Here is a 25,326-nt window from a genome sequence, read left to right as displayed (position 1 = left end):
ACATTGAGAACCGGCTTCTAGACTCCCTCGGGTGCTCGTCGTCCACGCCTGGACGAAGACGCATCAACTCCTAGAAAAATAATCGTAGTCGGAGCCGTAATGAACAACAAAAATATATCGAAGTCGTTCCTCTCCATGCTTGCAGCTGGAGCGCTGCTATTTTCCGCATCTGCCATGGCTGGCAACCCGACCGTTCCACCTGAAGATGTCACCGATGAATATCAGCGCGGGCCAGACCCGACTGAAAGCATGTTGGAAGCACGCAACGGGCCTTTTTCGGTTCGCACCTCCCGCGTTTCCGGGCTGGTGAGCGGCTTCGGTGGCGGCACCATCCACTATCCCACGGGTACCACCGGCACCATGGCGGCCATCGTCGTAATTCCGGGGTTTGTCTCGGCTGAGTCATCCATCGAGTGGTGGGGGCCGAAGCTGGCTTCGCACGGCTTCGTGGTGATGACCATCGATACCAACACCGGTTTTGATCAGCCGCCGAGCCGCGCGCGCCAGATCAACAACGCGCTGGATTATCTGGTGGATGAGACCAACACCTCGCGCAGTCCCATTAACGGCATGATCGACATCAACCGTCTGGGTGTTGTGGGTTGGTCCATGGGCGGTGGTGGCACGCTGCGTGTGGCGTCGGAAGGGCGCATCAGCGCCGCTATTCCGTTGGCGCCGTGGGATACAACCCGCTTCAGTGACGTTCAGGCACCTACACTTATATTTGCCTGTGAATCAGACGTTATCGCGCCGGTGCGTCAGCATGCTGATCGCTTTTATGAGCAGTTGCCGAGCGGGCTGTCGAAAGCCTTTGTCGAGTTGAATAACGGCACCCACTATTGCGGTAACGGTGACAATCGCTTCAACGATCAGCTGAGCCGTCTGGGTGTGTCCTGGATGAAGCTGCATCTGGACAAGGACCAGCGTTACCTCCAGTTCGTCTGCGGCCCTGACCACGAGCGTGACCGCAATATCGATGAGTTCCGCAGTACCTGTCCGTAAGCTAGCGGTTTGAGACTGTGGCCCCCTAAGGGGGCCGCAGTTTTGTGCGCGGCGGCTACCGGGCGCTGCGTTTCCGGGTGCCATCCCGGTTCCAGAAAATGCCAGCGAGCTGCATCGACCTCAATAATCCCTGACTCATTTGATATAGGCGCTGTCTCTGAAAAGCGGCCATGCTGGGTCGCTAGTAGCTTGTTGATATCAATTATATTGGGCTTTGAAATCAAAGGCTTACAGCGCGTGATGAGGGTCACGCTTTGGTTTAACCCATACGGGTGGAATTGCCCTTGAGCCATTGACCCCCGAATTTAGCGTCCTAGACTCCGTCGGTGTTCGCTGTCCTGCAGGACAAATGGCAGCGGCAGAATCACGATAAACACGCGAAGCAAACGGAGTCGCAATGAACAACAATAAAATGTCAAAGTCGTTCCTCTCGATGCTTGCAGCTGGAGCGCTGCTGTTTTCTGCATCTGCCATGGCAGGCAACCCGACACCCCCGCCCGTAGGCGATACCGATCAGTACCAGCGTGGACCTGATCCGACCGAAAGCATGCTGGAAGCGCGCAACGGTCCCTACTCGGTACGTACTTCCCGGGTATCCGGGCTGGTTAGCGGATTTGGTGGCGGCACCATTCACTATCCCACCGGTACCACCGGCACCATGGCGGCCATCGTCGTGATTCCGGGGTTTGTATCGGCTGAGTCATCGATCGAGTGGTGGGGGCCGAAGCTGGCTTCCCACGGTTTCGTGGTGATGACCATCGATACCAATACCGGTTTTGATCAGCCGCCGAGCCGTGCACGCCAGATCAACAACGCGCTGGATTATCTCGTGGATGAGAACAACACCTCGCGCAGCCCCATCAACGGCATGATCGACATCAATCGCCTCGGTGTTGTCGGCTGGTCCATGGGCGGTGGCGGTACCCTGCGCGTAGCAGAGGAAGGGCGCATCAGTGCCGCTATTCCGTTGGCTCCCTGGGATACCAAGAGCTTCCGCAATGTCCAGGCACCCACGCTGATTTTTGCCTGTGAGGCGGACGTGATCGCCCCGGTGCGTCAGCACGCCGACCGCTTCTACGGGCAGCTGCCTAGCGGGTTGTCCAAGGCCTTTGTGGAGCTGAATAATGGCTCCCATTACTGCGGCAACGGTGGTAACAGCTACAACGACCAGTTGAGCCGTCTGGGTGTGTCCTGGATGAAGCTGCACCTGGACAAGGATCAGCGCTATGCGAAGTTCATCTGTGGGCCTGACCACGAGCGTGATCGCAACATTGATGAGTTCCGCAGTAACTGCTCCTGATCATCGCTGATGTGTGAGAACGCCGGCCCGGTAATACGGGCCGGCGTTTTTTTGTTCCTGTTAATCAGTTCTGGTTAGTCGCTGAGGTGATGCCGTCTCGGATGAAGCGTCGCTCGCCAGCCCGGACAAGCCGCTCGACAGGGAGCCCATGATCGCCTCGAGTACCGGTAGTCGAAAACTCCGCCGTCGTACCTCGTGACAGCTAAGCTTTCTCTGGGTACATCCCCAACCAGACAGGAGTTAACGCCATGCGCCGTACGCTGATTTTTCTAGCAGCTGCCGTATTTTCCATTCCGGTGTTAGCCATGCATTGTCCGAAGGACATGGCCGAGATCGACGCGATGCTCGAGAGCAACCCGCCGAGCGATAGCGAGGTTCGCGAGCGCGTTGCGGAATTGCGCGCCGAGGGCGAGGCGCTGCATAACGCGGGTGATCATGAAGCGGCGGTTGAAGCTCTAGGCGAGGCCCTGGAGCTGCTTGAAACCGCAAGCTAGAGCGAGCCAGGAGCTGGCTCGGTTGTTTGGTGTCGGGCCAATCCCTGCTTTTTATTATCTGAATGAACCGATTATCAGTTGGGTAGCTGGCCGTTTGCCGCTGCGCCCTGATGTCGCTGCGTCGCGAATGGCGGGAAGCCTCTGTCTGAACGCTGTCGAAATGATGTTATCTCTGCGTTTCTGCGTTCGCGTCTTGTCGTCCGGCTAATTATTTGACGCATGGTCAAAAAAACGTCGAGAGCGTCATCGGCGAGATTTTTCAAGCTGAAAAGTTCCTTGAATTCAATGAATTAACCCGTTTGTGACTGGTCAGTCAGAATAGCCAAAACGACAAAATGTCTCGCTTACGGCTCCCCTATAATGCGGCAATTCGGCGCAACACTATTGCAATTACCCGCCTATATGCTTGATTGAATACAGAGCGCACGCATCTCTTTGACACCAAATCAGGATGTGTCTCGTCACATCCATTTATCAGGACGAGGAACCGTTCATGAAGCAACTCACCCCCATGGATTCGCATTTCTTTTATTTCGAAACACCCAACCAGCCGATGATGATAGGAAGCCTCTGGCTTTGCGATCAGAGCAGTGCGCCGGGCGGTTTGGTAAGACATAAGGATATTCTTCAATACGTATCTGACCGTTTGAACACCACCTCGTATTTCCGCCGCAGGCTGGAGCAGGCACCTTTCCAGCTGGACGATCCCTACTGGCTCCAGGATGAGAACTTCGATCTGGAATATCACGTGAGGCATGTTGGCTTGCCCCAGCCGGGGGACTGGCGCCAGCTCTGCATCTTCACGGCACGGACCATGTCACGCAGCGTCGACATGGAACGCGCGCCATGGGAGATCTACATAATTGAAGGGGTGAATAATGTAGAAGGCGTACCGGAGGGCAGTTTTGCCGTATTGATCCGTTTTCACCATGCCTATGTAGACGGCAAGTCAAGCTTCGAGCTGAGCACGGCCATGATGGAAAGTACCGCGGCTCACGAATATGGTCGCCGCGACAGGGTAGAGATAGCCGAGCGCGCGCCGACCCGGCTGGAAATGTGGGCCCGCACCACGCCCCGAATGCTGTCCCAGTCTTATCGTACCTTCAAAGCCAGTCTGTTATTCGGGCGTAAAAGTGCCGAGCTTGCCTGGCGCCTGCGCGACGAAGAACATCTGGAAAAACTTCGGGCACCGATGAGTATCTTCAATGCAGCGATCACACCGCACCGCAGTTACGGCGGCTATGAGTGGAGTATCGCTGAGCTCAAGCGGATGCGGTTGCTGCATCAGGGCGCCAGCCTGAACGATGTGATTATTGCCATTATTGCCGGCGGCATGCGTCGCTACATGCAGGCGCACGACTGCTTGCCGGACAAGGCGTCGCTGGTATCCATGTGTCCGGTGTCCATTCGTCCCGAAGAAGCGCGCCATGATGGCGGTAACCTGGTGTCGGCGATGTACATCCCTATTGGCACTGATATAGAGGACCCATTGGAGCGGTTGGTCGCAGTGCGCGAGCGGACCCGCAAAGGGATACCGCTGGCCAAGGAAGTACTCTGCGACCTGAGCAATGCGGCGGGTGAAATGATTCCGCCCTATGTGCGTGCTCTGGCAGGCTGGGTGGAAAACAAGACGCGCATCGCGAGCAAAATTCCACTATTCAATACCGTGATCACAAACGTACCCGGATTACCGGGCATGGAGCCCAAATATTTCGCAGGTGCGACTATCCGCTCAGTATTTCCGCTCGTTCCGGTGTCAGATGGTATGGCGATCAGTCACGGTATCACGGGCATATATGGCTCATTGAATGTCGGCGTGCTGGCTGACCGCAAGGTCGTTCCGGATATGGATAAATACATCGCCTGTATTGATGAGTCCACCCGCGAGTATATGAGCTTGCTGAAGCAGCTTGAGCAGCCTTCGGTAGAGCAGCTGGTCCAGGCTGAGCTGGTCGAGCCTATTGCAGTCGAAGCGATCATCGAGACGGTTGAACAAGCCGCGCCGGTAACCAACGAGGCAATAGCGGAGGCAAGCGAACAAGCCGCGGAGATTGAAATGGAAGCGGGTGCCGGGGCGGTTGCAGAGCCGGATAAGGCGGCTGCGGCTGGTCAGCCCGAAAAGTCAAAGCGAGAAAAGATCGCCGCCTCTGCTGCGAGGCAGCGACGCAAGCGAGACGCCATCAAGCCGGCCGCCGAAAGGCCTAACGCCGGCGTTTGATACCCGCCCCGTATTAAGGGGTGATCCTAGTGCGAGGTGCCAATGAAAATATTACAGCGAACCCGATCCAGGCAGTTGTTGAAGGAAATGGAAACGGCTAGCAGCTATCGGCAGTGGTCCGAGCTGGCAGCCCGATACGACGAAGACAACGGTCTGGATGAGTGGAAGCGCGACGATGTCTGTGAGAGCTACGATTATCAGGCGATTCGTTATCGTCTGGAGATAATCAAGGATCTACGTGCGCGCAAGGAGTACCAGAAACTGCTATTTACCCTGAATGAGGGCATTCACGGTAACTATGGCGGCATGGGCAAACCTTCGCTGTACAACAAGGCCAAGTTTGGCACCAAGCACCTGATCACCCATTACATCAATGAAATGTGCGGTGCATTGAGGGATCTGAACGAGGTTGATGACTCGATAATTCCCCTCGAAGAGAGACAGGACTTTTTTGTCCGAGCAAGCCACTGCTACGGCCGCTCAGCCTTGATGCTGAGCGGCGGGGCAGTGCTTGGTTACTTCCATGCAGGGGTGCTCAAGGCGCTGTTTGACGAATCGCTGCTTCCGGAAATTATCTCCGGTAGCAGCGCTGGCTCGATTCTCGCCGCCGCTGCCTGCTGCCATACCGATGACGAACTGAACCATCGACTGAGTCTGGATAACCTGCATGACGATGCCGACGAAACCGAAGCCATACGGCCGAACCTTCTCGGTGCGTTGCGCAAGCCAAATGTAGACGCGGATAATCTGCGTGAGTACCTGGCCAAGATTCTGCCAGATCTGACCTTTCAGGAAGCATTCGAACTCACCGGTCGCAAGCTCAACATAACGGTGACCGGTTTATCCACGCGGCAAGCGCCGCGACTGCTGAATGCAATCACCTCGCCCAACGTGCTGATTCGCACTGCTGTTCAAGCCTCCTGCGCGATTTATGGCATTTACCCGCCGGTCACGCTGATGTGCCGCAATTCTGCCGGCAAGACCGTGCCTTATCTGCCAGGGGACAAGTGGATAGACGGCTCATTTGCTGATGATCTACCAGCCAAGCGGCTGGCGCGCCTGTACGGCGTCAATCACTTCATTTCCAGCATGACCAACCCTGCCGCGTTGGCCATCACGCCGGACCCTGACGCGGCCCCGAGTCTGTTGCGCAATGTGATGAATTATCAGGCAAGTTTCATCAAGCATTCGACGGCCGAAGCCCTGCGCTTCACGCGGGACAATATCCGCATCAAGTCGCCGGTGCTTAGTCTGATGCAGCATTTGACCTATGGCGTGCTGGCGCAGGAATACACTGCCGATATCAATATTTTCCTGCGTAACCGGTGGGATCATCCTTTGCGACTGTTGGCTCCGCCTTCCCGTGAAGCCATGCATCGCCTGATATATGAAGGAGAGCGTTCCACCTGGGAAAAGATTGAAATGGTGCGCAACTGTACGGCAGTCAGTCGTACCCTGGACGCGATTCTGCATTCGCGTGGTTGGGAGAAGTAAAGGTCCCGGTTTGTGTGTCGCAGTCAGGGTTTCTTAATCCTGGCTGCCACAGCACAATGTCGCTTTGCTCTGGCAGCGGATAAAACCATGACCGAACAGATCTTACCCTTACAGGGACGACGCATCGCCCTGCCTGAAAGCCGCGAGCTTAACCTGTTTGCGGATATGTTGATCAAGCGTGGCGCAGACGTGCTGCGTTGCCCCCTTGTTTCCATTCACGACGCGCCGGATCAGGCGCCCGTGCTCGACTGGATCCGCACCTTTGTAGTCCAGCCGCCCGAAGACCTGATTCTGCTCACCGGTGAAGGATTGCGGCGCCTGGTATCCGCCGCCGAGCGAGCCGGCGGCTCATTGAAGGATGAGTTCGTTACCGCGCTGGCGCAGGTTCGCACCGTTACCCGTGGCCCCAAGCCTGGTGCGGCGTTGCGCAAGATTGGCCTGAAAGCTGATGTGGTCGCTGTTGAACCAACCACCGACGGTGTTATCGCTACGCTTAAAGCCGAGAACCTGCAGGGAAGGCGTATTGCCGTTCAGTTGTACGGCACTGAGCCCAACCTGCCATTGATGGACTTCCTGCGCGAGGCGGGAGCCATTACCAGCAGCGTTTCGCCCTACGTGTATGCCGACGATATCGAAAACGAACAGGTCGAACATCTTATAGATGCCCTGATTGGCCGCGAGGTAGACGCCATCGCCTTTACCAGTGCGACCCAGGTCCGCCGGTTGTTTCAGGTTGCGCGGCGGCATGTAGGCGAGGCGGGGCTGCTGGACGCGCTGGCCAACGTCGTGGTGGCTTCGGTTGGTCCGGTGGTCAGCGAGGAGCTGGAGCAGCGCAAGGTGCGCGTTGATCTGATGCCCGAGAGCAGTTTCTTCATGAAGCCTCTGGTGCGCGAACTGGTCAAGGTGATGGGCGCCGGGCCGGATGTGTCGCTGGCCTGATTAGCGTTCAGTTGGCGCGTGCCGGAATCCGTTGATTGCTCTTGTCAGGCCCCGGCTGCGCGGCAACAATGCCGGGAACAACTATGCTCCGCTCAAGGACGTTCAATGACCGATACACCCGTACCCCTTCGCCTCACGCCTGAACAACTTACCGTCCCCATTGATCTGGAAAGCCTCGGTTTCGTTACCACTGATGATCTTGAACCTTTTCGCGGCATCCTCGGCCAGGAACGGGCGGTCGAGGCCTTGCAGTTCGGGGTGGCAATGCACCGCCCGGGCTATAACGTGTTTGTAATGGGTGAGCCGGGTACCGGGCGTTTTTCCTACGTAATGCGCTACGTGCAGGCCGAGGCCAAGCGCCAGGTAACGCCCAACGACTGCGTCTTCGTCAACAATTTCGACGAGCCGCGTGAGCCGTGGGTGGTGAGCCTACCGCCTGGGACCGCAGGGGAGCTGATCAGTGATATTGAAAAGCTGATCGATAACCTGCTGGCGACCTTTCCTGCTGTATTCGAGCATCCTGCGTTTCAGCAGAAAAAGAGCGCCATCGATCGCGGTTTCAATCAGCGCTACGACCGCGCCATTGATTCGGTCGAGCGGCAGGCACTGGACAAGAATGTTGCCATCTACCGTGATGCGCAGAATATTGCCTTCACGCCAATGAAGGATGGCAAGGCGCTGGACGAGGCCGAGTTTGCCCAGCTGCCGGACGATGTGCGCGAGCAGTTTCACACCGATATCGCAGCACTGGAGGAAATACTCAACGAGGCGTTGTCCAGCTTGCCGCAATGGAAGCGTGAATCCAGCAACCAGCTGCGTGAGCTTAACGACCAGACCATTACCGACGCGATCCAGCCCTTGTTTGAACCGCTTGTTGAGCGCTATGCCGGCAATCAGGCGGTTTGTGACTATCTGCAGGCCATGCGGCAGAACCTGCTGAAGACAGTAATCGATCAGCTGGTAGAGGAACGGGGCCTGGAAGTGCGTCCGGATGCCTATAAAAAACTGCTCCTGATCGAGCAGTATTGCCCAAGCCTGATTGTCGGGCACTGCGACACGGGCGGCGCACCGGTGGTGCATGAACCCCATCCTTCCTATGACAACCTTTTCGGCCGCATCGAGTATAGCTCTGAGCAGGGCGCGCTGGTGACCAGTTATCGGCATATTCGTCCCGGCGCGTTACACCGGGCCAATGGCGGCTATCTGGTATTGGAGGCGGAAAAGCTGTTAAGCGAGCCCTTTGTCTGGGAAGCGCTCAAGCGCGCCCTGCACGCCCGCCAGTTGAAGACCGAGTCGCCCTGGGCAGACATGGGGCGCTTGACCACCGTGACGCTGAATCCCCAGGTAATCCCCCTGGCGGTCAAGCTGGTGCTGATCGGCTCGCGTCAGGTGTATTACGCCCTGCAGGAGCTGGATCCGGACTTCCAGGAAATGTTCAGGGTGTTGGTGGATTTTGATGAAGACCTGCCGCGCACGCCGGAAAGCATTGAGGGCATGGCCCAGCTACTCAAGACGCGCACGTCGGAGGAAGGCCTGGCGCCATTGACCGCTGCCGCGGTGGCTCGCGTACTGACTTACAGCGCGCGTTTGGCAGAGCATCAGCGGCGCCTGTCGGCGCGCATCAGCGATATCTTCCAGCTGGTCGCTGAGGCCGATTTCATTCGCCAGCTGGCGGACGATGCCTTGATCGATACCGCGCATATCGAACGGGCACTGCGGGCCAAGGAAGGCCGTACCGGGCGCGTCAGCGCACGTATTCGTGAAGACATGGTGTCCGGGGTGATTCTTATCGACACCGATGGTGCAGCGGTCGGCAAATGCAACGGCCTGACGGTGCTGGAAGTAGGCGATTCAGTGTTTGGTGTCCCGGCGCGCATCAGCGCAACGGTCTACCCGGGCGGCAATGGCATTGTGGATATCGAGCGTGAGGTGAGCCTGGGGCAGCCCATTCATTCCAAGGGCGTTATGATCCTGACCGGATATCTGGGCAGCCGTTTCGCTCAGAACTTCCCGTTGGAGATTTCCGCCAGTATCGCGCTGGAACAGTCCTATGGATATGTGGACGGGGACAGTGCCTCGCTTGGTGAGGTGTGCGCACTGCTCTCCGGCTTGTCCCGCACACCTTTGAAGCAATGCTTTGCCATCACAGGTTCGATCAATCAGTTTGGCGAGGTGCAGGCTGTAGGAGGGGTCAACGAGAAGATTGAGGGTTTCTTCCGGTTGTGCCATGCCCGCGGGCTCACGGGGGAGCAGGGCGCAATCATTCCGCGTTCCAACGTGCCCAATCTGATGCTTGATGAGACTGTTCTCGAGGCGGTCAGGGCAGGGCAGTTCTCGGTATATGCGGTAAGCCATGTGGATGAAGCGATGGCGCTGCTTGCTGGTCGCGACGTGGGTGTCAGCGATGAGAAGGGAGATTTCCCCGAGGGCACGGTCAACGGCCTCGTTGTGGCGCGCCTGCAGGAGATTGCCGAGCGCGAACAGGAGAGCACCGAGCGTGCTGTAGAGGCTTTGGTTGCCGAAGCGTCCGACAAGAACTGATCAGTCTCTGATCAATGCAAGTCAGGCCATGTACGGTCTGGCTTGCACCACTCTTTCCCATTCTTGCTCACAGACTTATCCACAGTTTTTGTGCATGGTCTTTCCGGCTATCAGTTCTCAAAATTCCTGTCAATCACCCGTCCTGTAATCTGTATACAATCGCTGCCAAATAAAGTTCCCGCTAGTTTGGTGATTGTTTTCTCAGTCTCCATAGTCAGTTCCTTTGATGTGCGGGCGTTGAACTGCTCTGTTGCTTTGACATTGATATAACCAATTGAAAATTAAGCATATTATTCGCAATGCCAAAATTCCGTCTGGTTACAGCAAAACGCGCTTATGTTTCACATTTTTCTGACGCTGTGCGGGTTTATAGGCCACAAACCCTCGATTCGGCTGTTTTCAACAGCCGAAATCTGCATAGTGATCGCTTTTTGATCGATTTTGGTAAAGGCTGCAGAAATGGGGCTTTGGAGCAGTTGGTACAGCTCTGCCCACAGAGTTATCCACAATATTTGTGGACATGATTCGGCGGCTCTTGATTGCACGAAACGGGGGATAGATCGAGACATCAAAGGTTTAGTTATATCTGGATTGGGGGCATTGCAGCGAGCACTAATCGCGCTATCGGATTGTCGTTAGTTTGCCTGGAGTGTCGAGTTCCATCTCGACGAGCAGTATTACCGGCGAGCGCTATGGCCGGGATGGAACCCGGCCCTCCATGGAGCGTGCAATCATCAAGGCCGATTCGATTGTTTTCTGGAGTGTTGAGTTCCATCTCGACAAACGGCGTTACCGGCGAGCGCTTGGCCGGGATGGAACCCGGCCCTGCATAAAGCGAGCGACCATGAAATCAGCTCCATCTCGATCAGCGGCGTTACCGGTGAGTGCTTTGCCGGGGTGAGCCTTCGCTCCTGCGTCAGTTCGAGGCCCGCAGGACCACGAACTTCGAGGTGGCAGAGATCTGCTCGACGCTGTCAAACCAGCGCTTGAGCTTCACGTGATAACCAAGATGCCGGTTACCCACGATGATCAGTGCGCCACCTGGCGTAAGCGCGCGGCTAGCCTGCTCGAACATCCGCAACGCTATTTCGTCACCGACAACCTGTTGTTGATGGAAGGGCGGATTGCACAGGATAAGTTCCGCGCTGCCGTCTGGCGTATCGACCAGCCCGTCGGCCACCTGGAAGGCTGCTGAGCGGTCGGGGGCCCCGGCCTCCATGTTGATGCGTGCAGAGGCGACCGCTGCATGGGATTCGTCAATGAACGTAAGCGACGCCTGTGGGTTGCGCAGCGCGGCCATGATGCCGACAGCGCCGTTGCCGCAGCCCAGGTCAATGATCCGCACCGACCCCAGGTCCGAAGGAATACAGGAAAGCAGGGCGCGAGTGCCGATGTCGATCCGCTCACGGGCGAACACACCCGGTAGATTGGTCAGTTGCACGCCGGTTTCCGGTAGCTCGTAGGTCGTGGCGAGCCTGGGTATGTCCGGATTCAGCTCAGCGTCAAACCGGGCGGTCAGCAGGCGGGCTTTTTTCCACGCCAATGACGCCTGGTAGGGGCCGACATATTTCGCCAGCAGATCGCCGGCGCTGTGCGGCAGATGCTTGATCATCGCACCGGCGATGACTTCGGCGCCTGATGCCAGATGTGGCCGCAAACGAATCAGTTGATCTTCCATCAGGGCCAGGCTCTTGGGGATACGCAGGAGCACACGGTGGTAAGGCCCATCGAGTTCGCTCTGGCTATCAATGATCCTTACCGCATCCGGCGGCAGCTGATTGGCGAGCAGGTTGTTGTGAATCGCCACGCTGGTCAGGTGCGAATCAGTGAAACTGTGCGGGGTGCTGGCGGCCAGCGCACAGCTCAATGCACCGAAATTGTCGTTGATTACCAGTGGCGCAGAGGCAGTGCCCGGGTTTTGCGCCAATGCCTGCAGTAAATACTGATCCGCCGCATCGAAGGCTTGCAGAGTGGGGTTACTGGTGGGCGGGTAGCGTTCGAGCTGGAGCGTGCCGAAAGGCGTTTCACAGGATTGCATGGGTAACCGGATGATCGCGGAAGGACACGCATTATAGCTCAGCGACTCTGGCTGTTCATCGTGGCTTTGCCAGAGCCGCCCGGGTTGCAAGGCAATCGGCGTGATTTCAGATGAAACGGCAACAGCGCCGGCTCGGTAGAGCTTATTGTTCTGGCAGGCGCGTCTGGGTTGATCCCGTCAGCACAATTTGGTTTCCAGCGTCTCGCATAGTGTCTTGAGGACAGCGATGCGGGCGTAGCGTTTGTCTTCTGATGGGATCAGATGCCAGGGCGCATAGTCGGTGCTGGTCTGCTCCACCATGTCATTCACGGCTTGTTCGTAGGCGGGCCATTGTTTGCGATTGCGCCAGTCTTCATCTGTCAGCTTGTATCGCTTGAGCGGCGACTGATCCCTGGCCTCGAAGCGCTTGAGCTGCTCTTCGGCGGTGATGGCCAGCCAGAATTTAATCACGATGATATTGGCGTCCTGCAGCTGCTGCTCAAAGTCGTTTATCTCGGCATAAGCGCGTTGCCAGGCCTCGGGCTCGGCGAAGCCCTCAACCCGCTCAACCAAGACCCGGCCGTAGTAGCTGCGATCAAAAATGGTAATCGAACCAGGCGCTGGCAGTCGGCGCCAGAAGCGCCACAGATAGGGGCGGCTGCGTTCTTCGTCAGTGGGTGCGCTGGTGCCAAAAACACGGAACCGTCGCGGATCCAGACATTGGGTAATACGCCGAATCGTGCCGCCCTTGCCGGCAGCGTCAGTTCCTTCAAATACCAGTAGCAGGGCGTGCCGGGCGAACCCGGGATGCTGCACCAGTTGCCTCAGTCTGGCCTGTTGTTGCTCAAGTTCATCCCTGTAGACAGGCTTTTCGAGTTTCGCGGAATAATCCAGCTGACGCAGATGCTGGGTGGTGGAAGGGTGATATTCAACCGGCGTATCGCCTTTCGGCGCTTGCTGCATGGCCTTTAATACGATCTGGCCGATGAAGATGTCGCGATAGTTCGGGTCATAGCTCCGCACGCGTATCCAGGGCGCCTCGGCTGTTGAGGTAAGCTGGCTCATCAGCTCAGCGCCGGCGCGTACCCGCTCATAATCCGCTGCGCTGAAATCGCCCCACTCACGCATAGCAACGGTCTCTTCAAACAATTCCGGTGCAGGCGGTGCCCGGTTCGGTTCGTCAGGCGTCAGATGCAGCCACAACTTGATGATCGCAACGCCTTCGTTGATCAGTAGCTGCTCGAAGCGCACGATCTCTTCCATGTCTCTGGCGAACTGCTCTTCTGTCAGCTTGCCGCTGCTGAGTAGCATCAATGGCTGGTGATACCAGGATCCAAGATAAAACCCGATCTGCCCTGCCGGCGGCAAGCTGCGCCAGTAGCGCCATAAGCGTGGCATTCGCCGTTCCAGTCCCTCAGGCAAACTGAACGCGCGGGTATCGAGGAAGCGGTTATCGAGGCGCTCATAAAAGGCGTAAATGGCCTCGGCCTTGCCTGCGAAATCGTTGCCGCTGATCAGCACCAATACCGGTCCGCGACCGGATTTGCGCAACGCGTATTGGGCTTCGAGTAACGCTTCGGTGAGTGCTGCGTTCTGCTCTTTAAAGGATTTCTTGTCAATTGTGTATTCAGTCATGAGCCTTTCCCGTTGCGCCGAACTGTTTGTCGGTTGCGGCGTGACAGAGTGTAGTTTGCTTGCTGCGAGTTCCCTGGCCGGGTAATTCAGCACGACTGGCCATACAATAGGCCTTTTGGCCGGTGCCGAGCAGTTCGACCGGCGTTCGCGGTGCAGGGTTCATGAGAGGGCAAGATGGCGAAGAACAAGCGGATCTACGGCTGCACGGAATGTGGTGCGACATTCAGCAAATGGGCGGGGCAGTGTGGTGAGTGCCAGGCCTGGAACACTTTGGTTGAGACCGTGGTCGATACCACGCCCACCGGCGGCAGTGCCGGACGCACCTCGAACTGGGCCGGAGAGCTGGCGCAGGTCAAAACCCTTGCAGAAGTTTCCACTGAGGAGATGCCTCGGCAACCAAGCGGCTCGTCCGAGCTGGATCGTGTGCTCGGCGGTGGGCTGGTGGCCGGATCGGTCGTGTTGATCGGCGGTGATCCCGGCATCGGCAAATCCACTATCTTGCTGCAGACCCTATGCCGTCTGGCCCAGACCATGCCAGCGCTGTACGTGACCGGTGAAGAATCGCAGCAACAGGTGGCTATGCGCGCGCGGCGTCTGGCGTTACCTGAAGACAAGTTGATGGTGATGACCGAGACCTGTATCGAAAGCATCGTCGCCACCGCACGCCGCGAAAAGCCAAAGGTGATGGTGGTCGATTCGATCCAGACGATATTCACCGAACAGCTGCAGTCCGCTCCCGGTGGCGTTGCCCAGGTACGGGAAAGTGCTGCGTTGCTGGTGCGTTATGCCAAGCAGAGTGGCACGGCGATCTTTCTGGTCGGGCACGTGACCAAGGAGGGATCGCTGGCAGGCCCGCGCGTGCTGGAGCACATGGTCGACACTGTGCTCTATTTCGAAGGTGAATCGGATGGGCGGCTGCGTATGCTGCGGGCGGTCAAGAACCGTTTCGGTGCTGTAAACGAGCTGGGTGTTTTCGCCATGACCGATAAAGGTCTGAAGGAAGTATCCAACCCTTCGGCGATCTTCCTGTCGCGTTATGACGCGCCAATTCCCGGTAGCGTCGTCATGTCTACATGGGAAGGCTCGCGGCCCATGCTGGTCGAGGTGCAAGCGCTAGTGGATACCAGTCATCTGGGTAATCCACGCCGGGTAACCCTGGGGCTTGATCAGAATCGCCTGGCAATGCTGTTGGCCGTTTTGCACCGGCACGGTGGCGTGCCGACTTATGATCAGGATGTTTTCGTCAACGTCGTTGGCGGTGTGAAGGTGCTGGAAACAGCATCGGATCTGGCATTACTGGCCGCGGTCATGTCGAGCCTGCGTAACCGGCCTCTGCCGATGGATTTGATGGTGTTCGGTGAGCTTGGCTTGTCCGGGGAGATCCGGCCGGTGCCCAGTGGTCAGGAGCGTTTGAAAGAAGCGGCCAAGCATGGCTTCGCCAAGGCCATTGTGCCAAAGGCCAATGCACCGAAGGAGTCGCCGGAGGGGATGGAAGTGATTGCCGTGACGCGCCTGGATCAGGCGCTGGATGCGATCTTCGACTAAAAGCTACTGCGCTCGGCCATGCTGCGTTGAAATCGCTCTCACAAAAGGTCGGAGACCGTTGAACGCCCGAATGGGCGGCCCCGAAGGGGCGAGCGCAGCGAGTAACATGCTCATTTACAACACGTAAATTCCGCTCTTTCGTTTGATTTCGCCTTGCCTAGCCTTCGCTCGTTACGCTTTTAGAGATTCCTTAATTCAAAGCAATGCTGCGAGCTCGCGATCGAGCAGGTCGGCATCGCCGAGATTGAGGGCAAGCAGGCGTCTCAGGTGGCTGACGGAGTCCAGGTCGATATGTTCGCAGCGGAAGCCGAGCAGAGCGTCTTCGGCATGAATCAAACAGACTTCCATGTTTATCTGACTGCCTTCGCCGAGATCGATGGTCGCGACGAAGGGCTCAGCATTGCGACTGGATTCCCAGTCAGCGGGCTGCGTAACCAGTAAGCCGCGAAGGGAAAGATCCACAAGCTGAACGGAAGTGCTCCAGTCGTCCTGTTGCAGTCGGGTAGCTGCGTCAAACCTGACCCGAGTAAAACGACGCCGGTCATCGCTCATGGAATGCCTCCTGTGGCCTGCGCGACAGCAGGCCTATTACAGATCTCATACCACTATAGCGTCTTTGTTTGAACTCAGACCACGCCCTGGGCCAGCATTGCGTCGGCTACCTTGACGAAGCCGGCAATGTTCGCGCCTTTTACGTAATCGATGTAGCCATCCGCTTCGGTGCCGTATTCTTCACAGGCCCTGTGGATGCACTCCATGATGTTCTTTAGCTTGCTGTCGACTTCTTCGCAGCTCCAGTTGGTACGGATAGCATTCTGCGACATTTCCAGACCGCTTACCGCAACGCCGCCGGCATTGGCTGCTTTGCCCGGTGCGAACAGAATGCGCGCCTGCTGGAACACGTCGATTGCCTCCAGCGTGCTGGGCATGTTGGCGCCCTCACTGATGCAGAAACAACCATTCTTGACCAGCTCGGCCGCAGCGGCACCGTCAAGCTCGTTCTGGGTAGCGCAGGGCAGGGCGATGTCGCATGCCAGCTGCCAGGGCTTTTGCTTGGCCAGGAACTCGGCACCGGTTGCGGCTGCGAAATCCACCAGGCGACCGCGGCGCTCGTTCTTAAGGGTCATTAGCGCGTCCCACTGGGTCTGGGTCATGCCATCGGCGAAATACAGCGTACCGCCCGAATCAGACACGGAAATCACTTTGCCGCCCAGCTCCATGACTTTCTGCGCAGCGTATTGCGCGACGTTGCCTGAGCCGGAGATCGCGACCCGCTTGCCTTCGAAGGAATCACCCTTGCGCTTGAGCATTTCGTCGGCGAAGTAGACACAGCCGTAGCCAGTTGCTTCGGGGCGAATCAGGCTGCCGCCGTAGCTCATGCCTTTGCCGGTCAGAACCGATGTGAACTCGTTGCGGATGCGCTTGTACTGGCCATAGAGATAGCCGATCTCCCGCGCACCAACGCCGATGTCGCCGGCCGGGATGTCCAGATTCTCACCAACGTGACGCGCCAGTTCGGTCATGAAAGACTGGCAGAAGCGCATGACTTCGCCGTCGGTCTTGCCCTTGGGGTCGAAGTCGGAGCCGCCTTTACCACCGCCCATGGGCAGGGTGGTCAATGCATTCTTGAAGACCTGTTCAAAAGCCAGAAACTTCAGGACACCCAGGTTGACCGAAGGGTGAAAACGCAGGCCGCCCTTGTACGGGCCGATAGCGCTGCTCATCTGAACGCGGTAGCCGCGGTTCACGTGTACCTGTCCACGGTCATCTACCCACGGCACGCGGAAGATAATCACGCGCTCGGGCTCGATGAGCCGTTCGATGATGCCGCTGTTCAGGTATTTCGGGTTGGCTTCCAGAAACGGCCAAAGAGTGGACAGTACTTCTTCAGCAGCCTGGTGGAATTCAGGTTGACCCGGATCACGCAGCTTGAGATGTGCCAGACAGGAGGCAAGAGTATCGGTCATGGGGAGAGTCACTTTTAGGCAAGTTTTTGACGAATTGGCGCAACTCTACCAGAACCGCTAAGGTGCAGAAAACCAGACTTACAAAAAATAATGCTATTTTTTGGGGCGCGCCGGGAACCTTGCGATGCGGGGCCGTGACAAAAACAGGTGGGACGACTGTTCCGTTCATGCCCTGAAATAGTGCATGGATGGAGCGGGAAGCCATGGCTGGCTTCCCGAAGTATTTCCCGTCAGCTCAGGCTCAGGCGAGCTTTTTGTAGCGGACGCGGTGAGGCTGAGCGGCGGACTCGCCGAGCCGCTTTTTGCGATCAGCTTCGTAGTCGGTGTAGTTACCTTCGAAGAAGACTACCTGCGAGTCATCTTCATAGGCAAGGATGTGGGTGGCAATGCGGTCAAGGAACCAGCGATCGTGGGAAATCACGATAGCCGAGCCGGGGAAATCCAGCAGCGCCTCCTCCAGTGCTCGCAGCGTTTCAACGTCCAGGTCGTTGGACGGTTCGTCCAGCAGCAGTACGTTGGCCCCCTGTTTCAGCGTCATCGCCATGTGCAGACGCCCACGCTCACCACCTGACAGATCTTTGACGAACTTCTGCTGGTCAGCACCTTTGAAATTGAAGCGACCCACATAGCCGCGCGATGGCATTTCGTGATTGCCGACCTTGATGATGTCGAATCCATCAGAAATCTGTTCCCACACGGTCTTGTTGCCGTCGAGGTCTTCGCGGCTCTGGTCAACACTGGCGATCTGCACGGTGTCGCCGATGTCGATGCTGCCCGAGTCGGGCTGTTCCTTGCCGGTGATCATGCGGAACAGTGTGGACTTGCCCGCGCCGTTGCCGCCAATGACGCCGACAATGGCGCCCTTGGGTACGCTGAACGAGAGGTTGTCGATAAGTACCCGCTCGCCATAGCTCTTGCTGACATTGTTCAGCTCGATGACCTTGTCGCCCAGACGGGGACCGACCGGGATAAAGATCTCGTTGGTCTCGCTGCGCTTCTGGAATTCCTGCGACTGCATCTCTTCAAAGCGCTGCAAGCGAGCCTTGGATTTGGATTGCCGGCCTTTCGGTCCCTGGCGTACCCACTCCAGCTCGGCCTTCATTGCCTTGGCGTGGGAGGATTCCTGCTTCGCCTCCTGCGCCAGACGTGCAGCCTTGGATTCAAGCCACTGCGAATAGTTGCCTTCGAACGGGATTCCGTGGCCGCGGTCAAGCTCGAGAATCCAGCCGGCGACGTTGTCGAGGAAATAGCGGTCGTGGGTAATCGCAACCACGGTGCCGGAGAAGTCGTGCAGGAACTGTTCGAGCCAGGCGACGGAATCCGCATCCAGATGGTTGGTCGGCTCGTCGAGCAGCAGCATGTCGGGAGCGGACAGCAATAACCGGCACAGTGCCACGCGGCGCTTTTCACCGCCTGACAGGTGTTCGATCTGAGCGTCCCACGGAGGCAGGCGCAGGGCATCAGCGGCCACTTCCAGCTGGCGCTCGAGGTTGTGTCCGTCAGCGGCCTGAAGGATCGCTTCGAGCTTGGCCTGCTCGGCTGCCAGGGCGTCGAAGTCTGCATCAGGTTCGGCGTAGGCGGCGTAAACGGCATCGAGGCGGGTCTGGGCTTCTTTTATCTCGCCGACCGCTTCCTCCACGATGTCACGAACAGTCTTGCTCGGGTCAAGTTCTGGCTCCTGTGGCAGATAACCTATCTTGATGCCGGGCATCGGCCGAGCTTCACCATCGATTTCGGTGTCAACTCCGGCCATAATCCGTAGCAGTGTGGACTTGCCTGAACCATTCAGGCCCAGCACGCCAATCTTGGCGCCGGGAAAAAACGACAGGGAAATGTCCTTGAGAATTTGGCGCTTCGGGGGAACAACCTTGCTCACCCGATGCATGCTATACACATATTGAGCCATGGATACGTAACCTGTTGACTAAAGAACGAGCTGGATTGTCCGCAGGCGGACAAATTGCAGGCAAGGCTAGCCCAACTGGTCGAGGAGGGCAAACCTCCTCCACGTGCTGGATGCAGCCCTGCATTTGTCAGCGAACGAAGCAGTGGGGCAATCTTGATTAATCGATCAGAAACGGCAGATGTCGAGACCAAACCCGCCCAGGCGTCGTTCTCCGCTCGGCCGACGGCCGGGCTGTTGCTGGTCATTCTGGCAGCGGTACTGCTTGCGGCTTTGATGGTCTGGCAGGCCTGGCATGACTTCACGCTGGTGCGTGATCAGCATGAGATTCAGATAGAAGAAAGCGTGTGGCTGACCGCCGAACAGGTCGGCCGCAATCTGGAGCTGAAATCCCAGGCTATCGAGCAATTGCTCGCCACCCGGCAGCACGATGAGACTGCAGCACCGATACAGCTGATAAGTGCGCTGGAAGAAGTCATGCGCGTCGATCTCGACGAGGCGGATAAGGTTCATCCCGATCAACCCTGGATGCGTGAGGTGCACCGACTCGCTCTGAGTCAGCAAACCTACACGGTTGCGGCTGACCCGGCCAGCGGCCTGTTGCACTGGATCGTCGCCAGTCGTAACCCCGGCGAATACTGGGTGTTACTGGTCGGCGAACAAGCCATCGCCGAGCTGGTTTCTGCGTATCCGTCGCGGGGTTACACCTGGCTTTTGGAGGATACAGAAAGCGTGCGGGTGCTGGCGCGGCAGCGGGCTGACCACCTGATTTTTCTGGAAAACGCGCAGATGACACCGGAAGAGCGCGAGAGGGTGTATGTGAGCGCGCCGGTGGAGGGCACCCTCTGGCAGGTTCGTGGCCTGGTCGATGAAGGCTACTACCGACAGCAGCTCGGTCAGCTGATTCGTGCCAAAGCGTTGGTCGTCGCGGCGTTCACGGCTGTCCTGCTGCTGATTCTCTGGGTGCTGTCGCAGATGCAGCGGACCAACCGCAGCCTGGAAGCATTCAACGCGGAGTCCTATCAGATCCTTCAGGAGGCCGAGCGACGTTATCGGGATATCTTCCAGAATGTTGATATGGCGCTGGTGCAGCTTGATCTCACCGGACTGCTGAGCTTTATCGAGCAGCAACAGCTGACCGGTACGCAGGCATTGGACACCTGGCTGAACGACAATCCGCAGCGCCACGACGAGCTGATCGGGCAGGTCCGGGTGATCGATGCCAACCAGAACATGCTGGATCTGCTGGAAATCGACTCGGTCGGCGACCTGCAGCGGGCAGTGGGCCGCAACGGCAAGCAGAAGATCGAGCGTAGCGGCTTCCGCTATGGACTGGTCGCCGCGCTGGCGAACCGGCAGACACGCTTCGAGCTGGAAACACCTTTGCGGTCAGTTGGCGGCATTCTGCGCTACGTCTGGGTCGTGATGCGGCTGCCGCAACACAGCGATGAGCTGAACGCCGTTACCGTGAGTATCGCCGACATCACCGAGCGCAGGCGTATTGAAACGACTATGTCCGAGCGGGAGGATTTCTGGGCCGGTGTGGTCAAGGCAGTGCCTGATATCGTCTATATAAAGGATGTCCAGCATAACCAGGTGGTGTTTGCGAACCGCTCCCTTGCCCGGTCACTCGGCTATAGCAGGGAGGAAGAGGCTGCGTTCCCGGGTGATCCACAGCAGGCGTTGTTGCATCCGGATGATGTCGAATACATGCATATCAACCGTAACCTGCAACAAGTGCTGCCGGATGAGAAAATCCTCGACTGGCGTATACGCTGGCGCCGCCGCGATGGCGGCTGGAACTGGTTCGCCCTGCGGGTAAAGGTGATGTCGCGGTTGCCTGACGGGCGCGTGCACCAGGTGATCGGGACGGTCAAGGACGTGACCAGTCAAACGGGCGTCACCGAGAGCCTGAAAACCAGCGAGCAGCGCTACCGGCTACTGGCGGAAAACATCAGTGACGTTATCTGGTCTACAGACATGGATTTCCGGCTGGATTACGTCAGCCCTTCGGTAATCGGTGTGTTGGGCTTCACGCCGGAATTCATCATCGATAACGGATTTGAAGAGGTTGTCGCGGGCAACCGTTTCACCCAGTTCATCGCAGCACTGGTACGCGAGATCAGGCCACAGCTGGCGGACCCTGCGGTCGCAGAGCGGTTACGCCACGAAGGTTTCAGTCGCCACACCAGTTTCGATTGCATCAAGGCGGATGGGCATACCTGCCCGGTTGAGCTGCGGGTATCGCTGATGTGGAGTCCACATGGCCGCTTCCTCGGATTGCTAGGCATTGCCCGCGATATTACCGAGCAGCGGCGCACGGAGAACCGCCTGCGCATGGCCGCGACGGTGTTTGAGAATACCACCGGCGCGATTGTGGTTACCGACCCGGCTGGCTATATCGTACAGATCAATGAAAACTTCAGCCGTATCACTGGCTACGTGTCCGACGAGGTGCTTGACCAGTTACCGTGGCTGTTGGCTTCAAACCATCACAAGGCTGCGTTTTATCAGCAGCTCAGGGCGGAGCTTCGCGAGAACGGCCGATGGGAAGGCGAGATCTGGCAGAAACGTAAAGGCGGCGAGGAATATCCTACCTGGGCGGGTATCAGTGCGGTGCTTGATAGCGACGGCGACCTGGTCAGCTATATCGCGTTCTTCGTGGACATCAGCGAGCGCAAGGCGAGCGAAGCACGTATCGAAAGCCTGGCGTACTTTGATTCCCTGACCGGCCTGCCCAATCGCACCCTGTTCCAGGATCGGCTTGCCAGCGCGTTACAGGTAGCCGAACGGCGTAAAGAGTGGGTGGCTGTACTGTTTCTTGATCTCGACCGCTTCAAGCCGATCAATGACACGCTGGGACATGCAGCCGGCGATACCATGTTGAAAGAGGTGGGTCGGCGGCTGCGCTCGTGCATTCGTGAGAGCGATACCGTAGCGCGTATGGGCGGTGATGAGTTCACCATGCTGCTGATTGGTCTGCAGACACGCGATGCCGCGCTCAAGGCGGGCATTCATGTAGCTGAAAAAGTGCTTCAGGCGCTGGCTCCGGGCTTTCTTCTGCAGGAGAAGGAGTTTTTCATCAGTGCCAGTATCGGCATTGCGCTGTACCCGCAGGACGGCGTCGAAACGACGGTATTGCTGAAGAATGCGGACACGGCCATGTACCACGCCAAGGAAATGGGCAAGGATACTTTCCGCTTCTACCAGGCTGAGATGAATGCCCGCGCGGCTGAACGGCTGAATCTGGAGAACGACCTGCGCCGCGCTTTGCATAACGATGAGTTCACCTTGCATTATCAGCCGCAGTTCAGTTGCTCGGACCGCCATCTCACCGGCGCTGAGGCCTTGCTGCGCTGGACGCATCCGGAGCTTGGGGATGTGTCGCCAGCAGTGTTCATTCCTATTGCCGAGGAGATCGGCCTGGTCAAGGCACTGGGCGATTGGGTGCTGGACCGCGCGTGCCGGCAAATGGCCGAGTGGCACGACACAGGTCATCTGCTGCCGCGTCTGGCGATCAACCTGTCCGCGCGGCAATTCAGTGCAGGGCGTCTGGCGGAACAGGTGACTGAGGTGGTCAGTCGGTATCGACTCGAGCCTGGCTGTATAGAGCTGGAGCTGACCGAAAGTATTCTGTTGCAGGATGTCGAAGACACCATGCGCACCTTGGCTACCCTCAAGCAACTTGGCGTGCAGATTGCGATAGATGATTTCGGTACGGGCTACTCTTCGCTCAAGTACCTCAAGGATTTTCCCATCGATACGCTGAAGATTGATCGCAGCTTTATCCATGCCATGTATGAGGGCAGCCGCGACGCGTCATTGGTGCAGGCTATCGTTGCGATGGGCCGTAGCCTGAAGCTGAGAGTGATTGCTGAAGGCGTCGAAGGCCCGGAGCAGTTTTCATTGCTGCGCAATTTCGATTGTGATGAGGCGCAGGGCTTCCATCTGGGTCGTCCGGTACCGGCTGATGCCTTGCTGGAAATCTGGTTGCAGGGCAGGTGAAATCCTTTCGCGAAGCGGCTGAGCGCTTTTCATGTGCCAGCTCGCCCGCGTTGAGGTAAAATGCCGCCTCTTTTCGAACGACCTAGCGGGGGCCGTCATAATGTTTAGCCGTTCCAACGATATTGCCAACTTCGATGCCGAACTCTGGGAAGCCATGCAGCAGGAGGCTCAGCGTCAGGAAGAGCATATCGAGCTGATCGCATCCGAGAACTACACCAGTCCGGCAGTCATGCAGGCGCAGGGTTCTGTCCTGACCAACAAATACGCCGAAGGCTATCCGGGCAAGCGGTACTACGGTGGTTGCGAGTATGTAGATGTCGCGGAACAGCTAGCCATTGATCGGGCCAAGCAGCTGTTTGGCGCTGATTATGCGAACGTCCAGCCGCATGCCGGCTCACAGGCCAACAGTGCAGTATTCCAGGCGCTACTGACGCCCGGTGACACAGTGCTGGGCATGAGCCTCGCGCACGGTGGCCACCTGACGCATGGTGCCAGCGTGAACTTCTCCGGCAAGCATTACAACGCGGTGCAGTACGGTATCAACACTGATACTGGCCTGATTGACTACGACGAGCTGGAAGCGCTGGCCGTCGAGCACAAGCCGAAGATGATCATCGCCGGTTTCTCGGCGTATTCGCAGATCCTCGATTTCCCCCGTTTCCGCGAAATCGCCGACAAGGTGGGTGCGTACCTGTTCGTCGACATGGCCCACGTAGCGGGTCTGGTAGCTGCCGGCGTGTACCCGAACCCTGTCCCTTACGCCGACGTGGTGACCACTACCACGCACAAAACGCTGCGCGGCCCGCGCGGTGGTCTGATTCTGGCCCGCTCCAACGAGGCGCTGGAGAAGAAGCTCAACTCCGCCGTGTTCCCCGGCGGGCAGGGCGGCCCCTTGATGCATGTGATCGCCGCCAAGGCAATCTGCTTCAAGGAAGCAATGAGCGATGAGTTCAAAGCCTACCAGCAGCAGGTAGTAAAAAATGCCCAGGCCATGGCGGAAGTCTTTATCGAACGCGGGTTCGATGTGATTTCCGGCGGCACCAAGAACCACCTGTTCCTGTTGTCTCTGATCAAGCAGGACATCACCGGTAAGGATGCGGACGCTGCGCTTGGCCGTGCGTTCATCACCGTCAACAAGAATGCCGTCCCGAATGATCCGCGCTCGCCTTTCGTCACCTCGGGTCTGCGTATCGGTACACCGGCAGTCACCACGCGTGGCTTCAAGGAAGATGATTGCCGCCAGCTGGCTGGCTGGATCAGCGATATCCTCGATGCCATGGGCGATGAGTCGGTAATCGATCGGGTACGTGAGCAAGTCAAAGACATCTGCAAGCGCCTGCCGGTATATACCGACTGAGTTGCAGAGCAGCTGTAAACAAAACCCCTGCCGGCCAGTCCCGCCAGGGGTTTTTTGTGCGTGACGATCAATGCGTTCGTTGTCATCATGGCATTTAGCTATACACGATGCGCAGAGAGAATCTCATGAAAGGAATGATCGGCAGTGTGGCGATGCTTCTGTTGTGCTGGGTAGGCAATCTGAGCGCAGAGCAGGGGGCGAGGCCGCCTCAAACGGCCTCGAAGCCTGTGGTGGATGTCGCCTTGATGGATTTTCCGGGTTATTCGGAGCTCAATGCCGAAGGTGAGATTGTGGGGAAAACGGTACGGCTCGTAACGCGATTGCTGGAGCAGGCGGAGTATCCGTACCGCATGCGCATCCTGCCGGCGGCGCGCATCTGGCGAGGCCTTGAAGACGGCAGTGTCGATCTCTGGCCTGGAACCGTCACGCGGCCGGGCTGGGAATCGTTCACCCTGCAAACTGAGCGCCCGCTCGGGCTGATCGGCATCAATCTCTACTACCGTCCCGGTGAGCCCGCGCCTGCCTGGCCGGAAGGGCTGCGCGGCAAACAGCTCATTCTGATGATGAACCATATCTACACTCCGCAACTGCTGGCTACTGTCCAGGATCCTTCGCTGGGGGTAGGGCTTCATCGCAGTAGCTCGCACGTCGGATCGGTGAAAATGCTGCTGCGAGGGCGCGGGGATTATCTGCTGCATTACCGGTCCCAGGTGGAGCCAGTGATAGCCGATATGGGTCTGGCTTCGCTGCCATCGCTGCAGATCATCCAGGTCCCCATGCGATTCGTTATCTCGCAACACTCAGGCTTTGCCGAGCAGCTCAGATCCGATCTCGACCGCGCTTATGATGAGCTGGCGAAGCAGGGTGTCGAGCTTAACGTAACGCAGCAGCAACCGGACGAATAAGCCA

Annotated in this window: 16 protein-coding genes; 11 read left to right on the top strand and 5 right to left on the bottom strand. The window is 57.8% G+C overall.

What is annotated here, in order from left to right; translation table 11 throughout:
* The first annotated feature begins 99 nt into the window (after positions 1-99).
* From HG264_RS09105 to HG264_RS09075, 7 genes are all read left to right on the top strand, one after another.
* Entirely contained in the window at positions 100-1,002 is a 903-nt protein-coding gene (locus HG264_RS09105; RefSeq protein ID WP_169407363.1) for a dienelactone hydrolase family protein, read from the top strand.
* Between the two features lie 397 nt (positions 1,003-1,399).
* A complete protein-coding gene (locus tag HG264_RS09100; RefSeq protein ID WP_169407362.1) occupies positions 1,400-2,302 on the top strand; it encodes a dienelactone hydrolase family protein in 903 nt (300 codons plus the stop codon).
* A 248-nt stretch (positions 2,303-2,550) separates the two neighbouring features.
* Positions 2,551-2,796, top strand: a complete 246-nt coding sequence (locus HG264_RS09095; protein ID WP_169407361.1) for a hypothetical protein — start codon at positions 2,551-2,553, stop codon at positions 2,794-2,796.
* A 493-nt stretch (positions 2,797-3,289) separates the two neighbouring features.
* The gene (locus HG264_RS09090; RefSeq protein WP_169407360.1) at positions 3,290-5,014 is read left to right on the top strand and encodes a wax ester/triacylglycerol synthase family O-acyltransferase; all 1,725 of its coding nucleotides are present in this window, start codon (positions 3,290-3,292) and stop codon (positions 5,012-5,014) included.
* 42 nt (positions 5,015-5,056) lie between these two features.
* Positions 5,057-6,508: a DUF3336 domain-containing protein gene (locus HG264_RS09085; RefSeq protein ID WP_169407359.1), complete on the top strand. Its 1,452-nt coding sequence runs from the start codon at positions 5,057-5,059 to the stop codon at positions 6,506-6,508.
* 87 nt (positions 6,509-6,595) lie between these two features.
* Positions 6,596-7,447 carry a uroporphyrinogen-III synthase gene (locus tag HG264_RS09080; protein ID WP_169407358.1) on the top strand — a complete coding sequence of 284 codons (852 nt, stop codon included), beginning with the start codon at positions 6,596-6,598 and terminating at the stop codon, positions 7,445-7,447.
* A gap of 105 nt (positions 7,448-7,552) precedes the next feature.
* Entirely contained in the window at positions 7,553-9,988 is a 2,436-nt protein-coding gene (locus HG264_RS09075) for a Lon protease family protein (protein WP_169407357.1), read from the top strand.
* 916 nt (positions 9,989-10,904) lie between these two features.
* Here HG264_RS09075 and HG264_RS09070 read toward each other — a convergent pair.
* Positions 10,905-12,026, bottom strand: a complete 1,122-nt coding sequence (locus HG264_RS09070) for a methyltransferase (protein WP_169407356.1) — start codon at positions 12,024-12,026, stop codon at positions 10,905-10,907.
* A gap of 177 nt (positions 12,027-12,203) precedes the next feature.
* Positions 12,204-13,640, bottom strand: a complete 1,437-nt coding sequence (gene pap / locus HG264_RS09065) for a polyphosphate:AMP phosphotransferase (RefSeq protein ID WP_169407355.1) — start codon at positions 13,638-13,640, stop codon at positions 12,204-12,206.
* A 174-nt stretch (positions 13,641-13,814) separates the two neighbouring features.
* Here pap and radA point away from each other — a divergent pair, with 174 nt between their 5' ends.
* Complete coding sequence (gene radA / locus HG264_RS09060; RefSeq protein WP_169407354.1) at positions 13,815-15,185, top strand: DNA repair protein RadA; 1,371 nt, start codon at positions 13,815-13,817, stop codon at positions 15,183-15,185.
* 195 nt (positions 15,186-15,380) lie between these two features.
* Here radA and HG264_RS09055 read toward each other — a convergent pair whose 3' ends face one another.
* The 3 genes from HG264_RS09055 to ettA all read right to left on the bottom strand — a co-directional run bounded on the left by HG264_RS09055 (position 15,381) and on the right by ettA (position 19,058).
* Positions 15,381-15,737, bottom strand: a complete 357-nt coding sequence (locus HG264_RS09055) for a PilZ domain-containing protein (RefSeq protein WP_169407353.1) — start codon at positions 15,735-15,737, stop codon at positions 15,381-15,383.
* A gap of 74 nt (positions 15,738-15,811) precedes the next feature.
* Positions 15,812-17,152, bottom strand: coding sequence for an NADP-specific glutamate dehydrogenase (gdhA, locus tag HG264_RS09050; protein ID WP_169407352.1), 1,341 nt, complete (start codon positions 17,150-17,152; stop codon positions 15,812-15,814).
* A gap of 241 nt (positions 17,153-17,393) precedes the next feature.
* Positions 17,394-19,058 carry an energy-dependent translational throttle protein EttA gene (gene ettA, locus HG264_RS09045; RefSeq protein ID WP_169407351.1) on the bottom strand — a complete coding sequence of 555 codons (1,665 nt, stop codon included), beginning with the start codon at positions 19,056-19,058 and terminating at the stop codon, positions 17,394-17,396.
* Between the two features lie 153 nt (positions 19,059-19,211).
* Between ettA and HG264_RS09040 the strand changes: the two genes are divergently transcribed.
* The 3 genes from HG264_RS09040 (at position 19,212) to HG264_RS09030 (ending at position 25,322) form a co-directional block, all read left to right on the top strand.
* Positions 19,212-23,060: an EAL domain-containing protein gene (locus HG264_RS09040; protein WP_169407350.1), complete on the top strand. Its 3,849-nt coding sequence runs from the start codon at positions 19,212-19,214 to the stop codon at positions 23,058-23,060.
* A gap of 100 nt (positions 23,061-23,160) precedes the next feature.
* Positions 23,161-24,417, top strand: a complete 1,257-nt coding sequence (gene glyA, locus HG264_RS09035; protein ID WP_169407349.1) for a serine hydroxymethyltransferase — start codon at positions 23,161-23,163, stop codon at positions 24,415-24,417.
* Positions 24,418-24,542: 125 nt separating this feature from the next.
* A complete protein-coding gene (locus tag HG264_RS09030; RefSeq protein WP_169407348.1) occupies positions 24,543-25,322 on the top strand; it encodes an ABC transporter substrate-binding protein in 780 nt (259 codons plus the stop codon).
* Positions 25,323-25,326 lie beyond the last annotated feature (4 nt).

The organism is Pseudomonas sp. gcc21, from assembly GCF_012844345.1.
Taxonomy (GTDB): domain Bacteria; phylum Pseudomonadota; class Gammaproteobacteria; order Pseudomonadales; family Pseudomonadaceae; genus Halopseudomonas.
The sequence above is the reverse complement of the archived record's forward strand: the minus strand, read 5'-3'. Positions and strand labels throughout refer to the sequence as shown.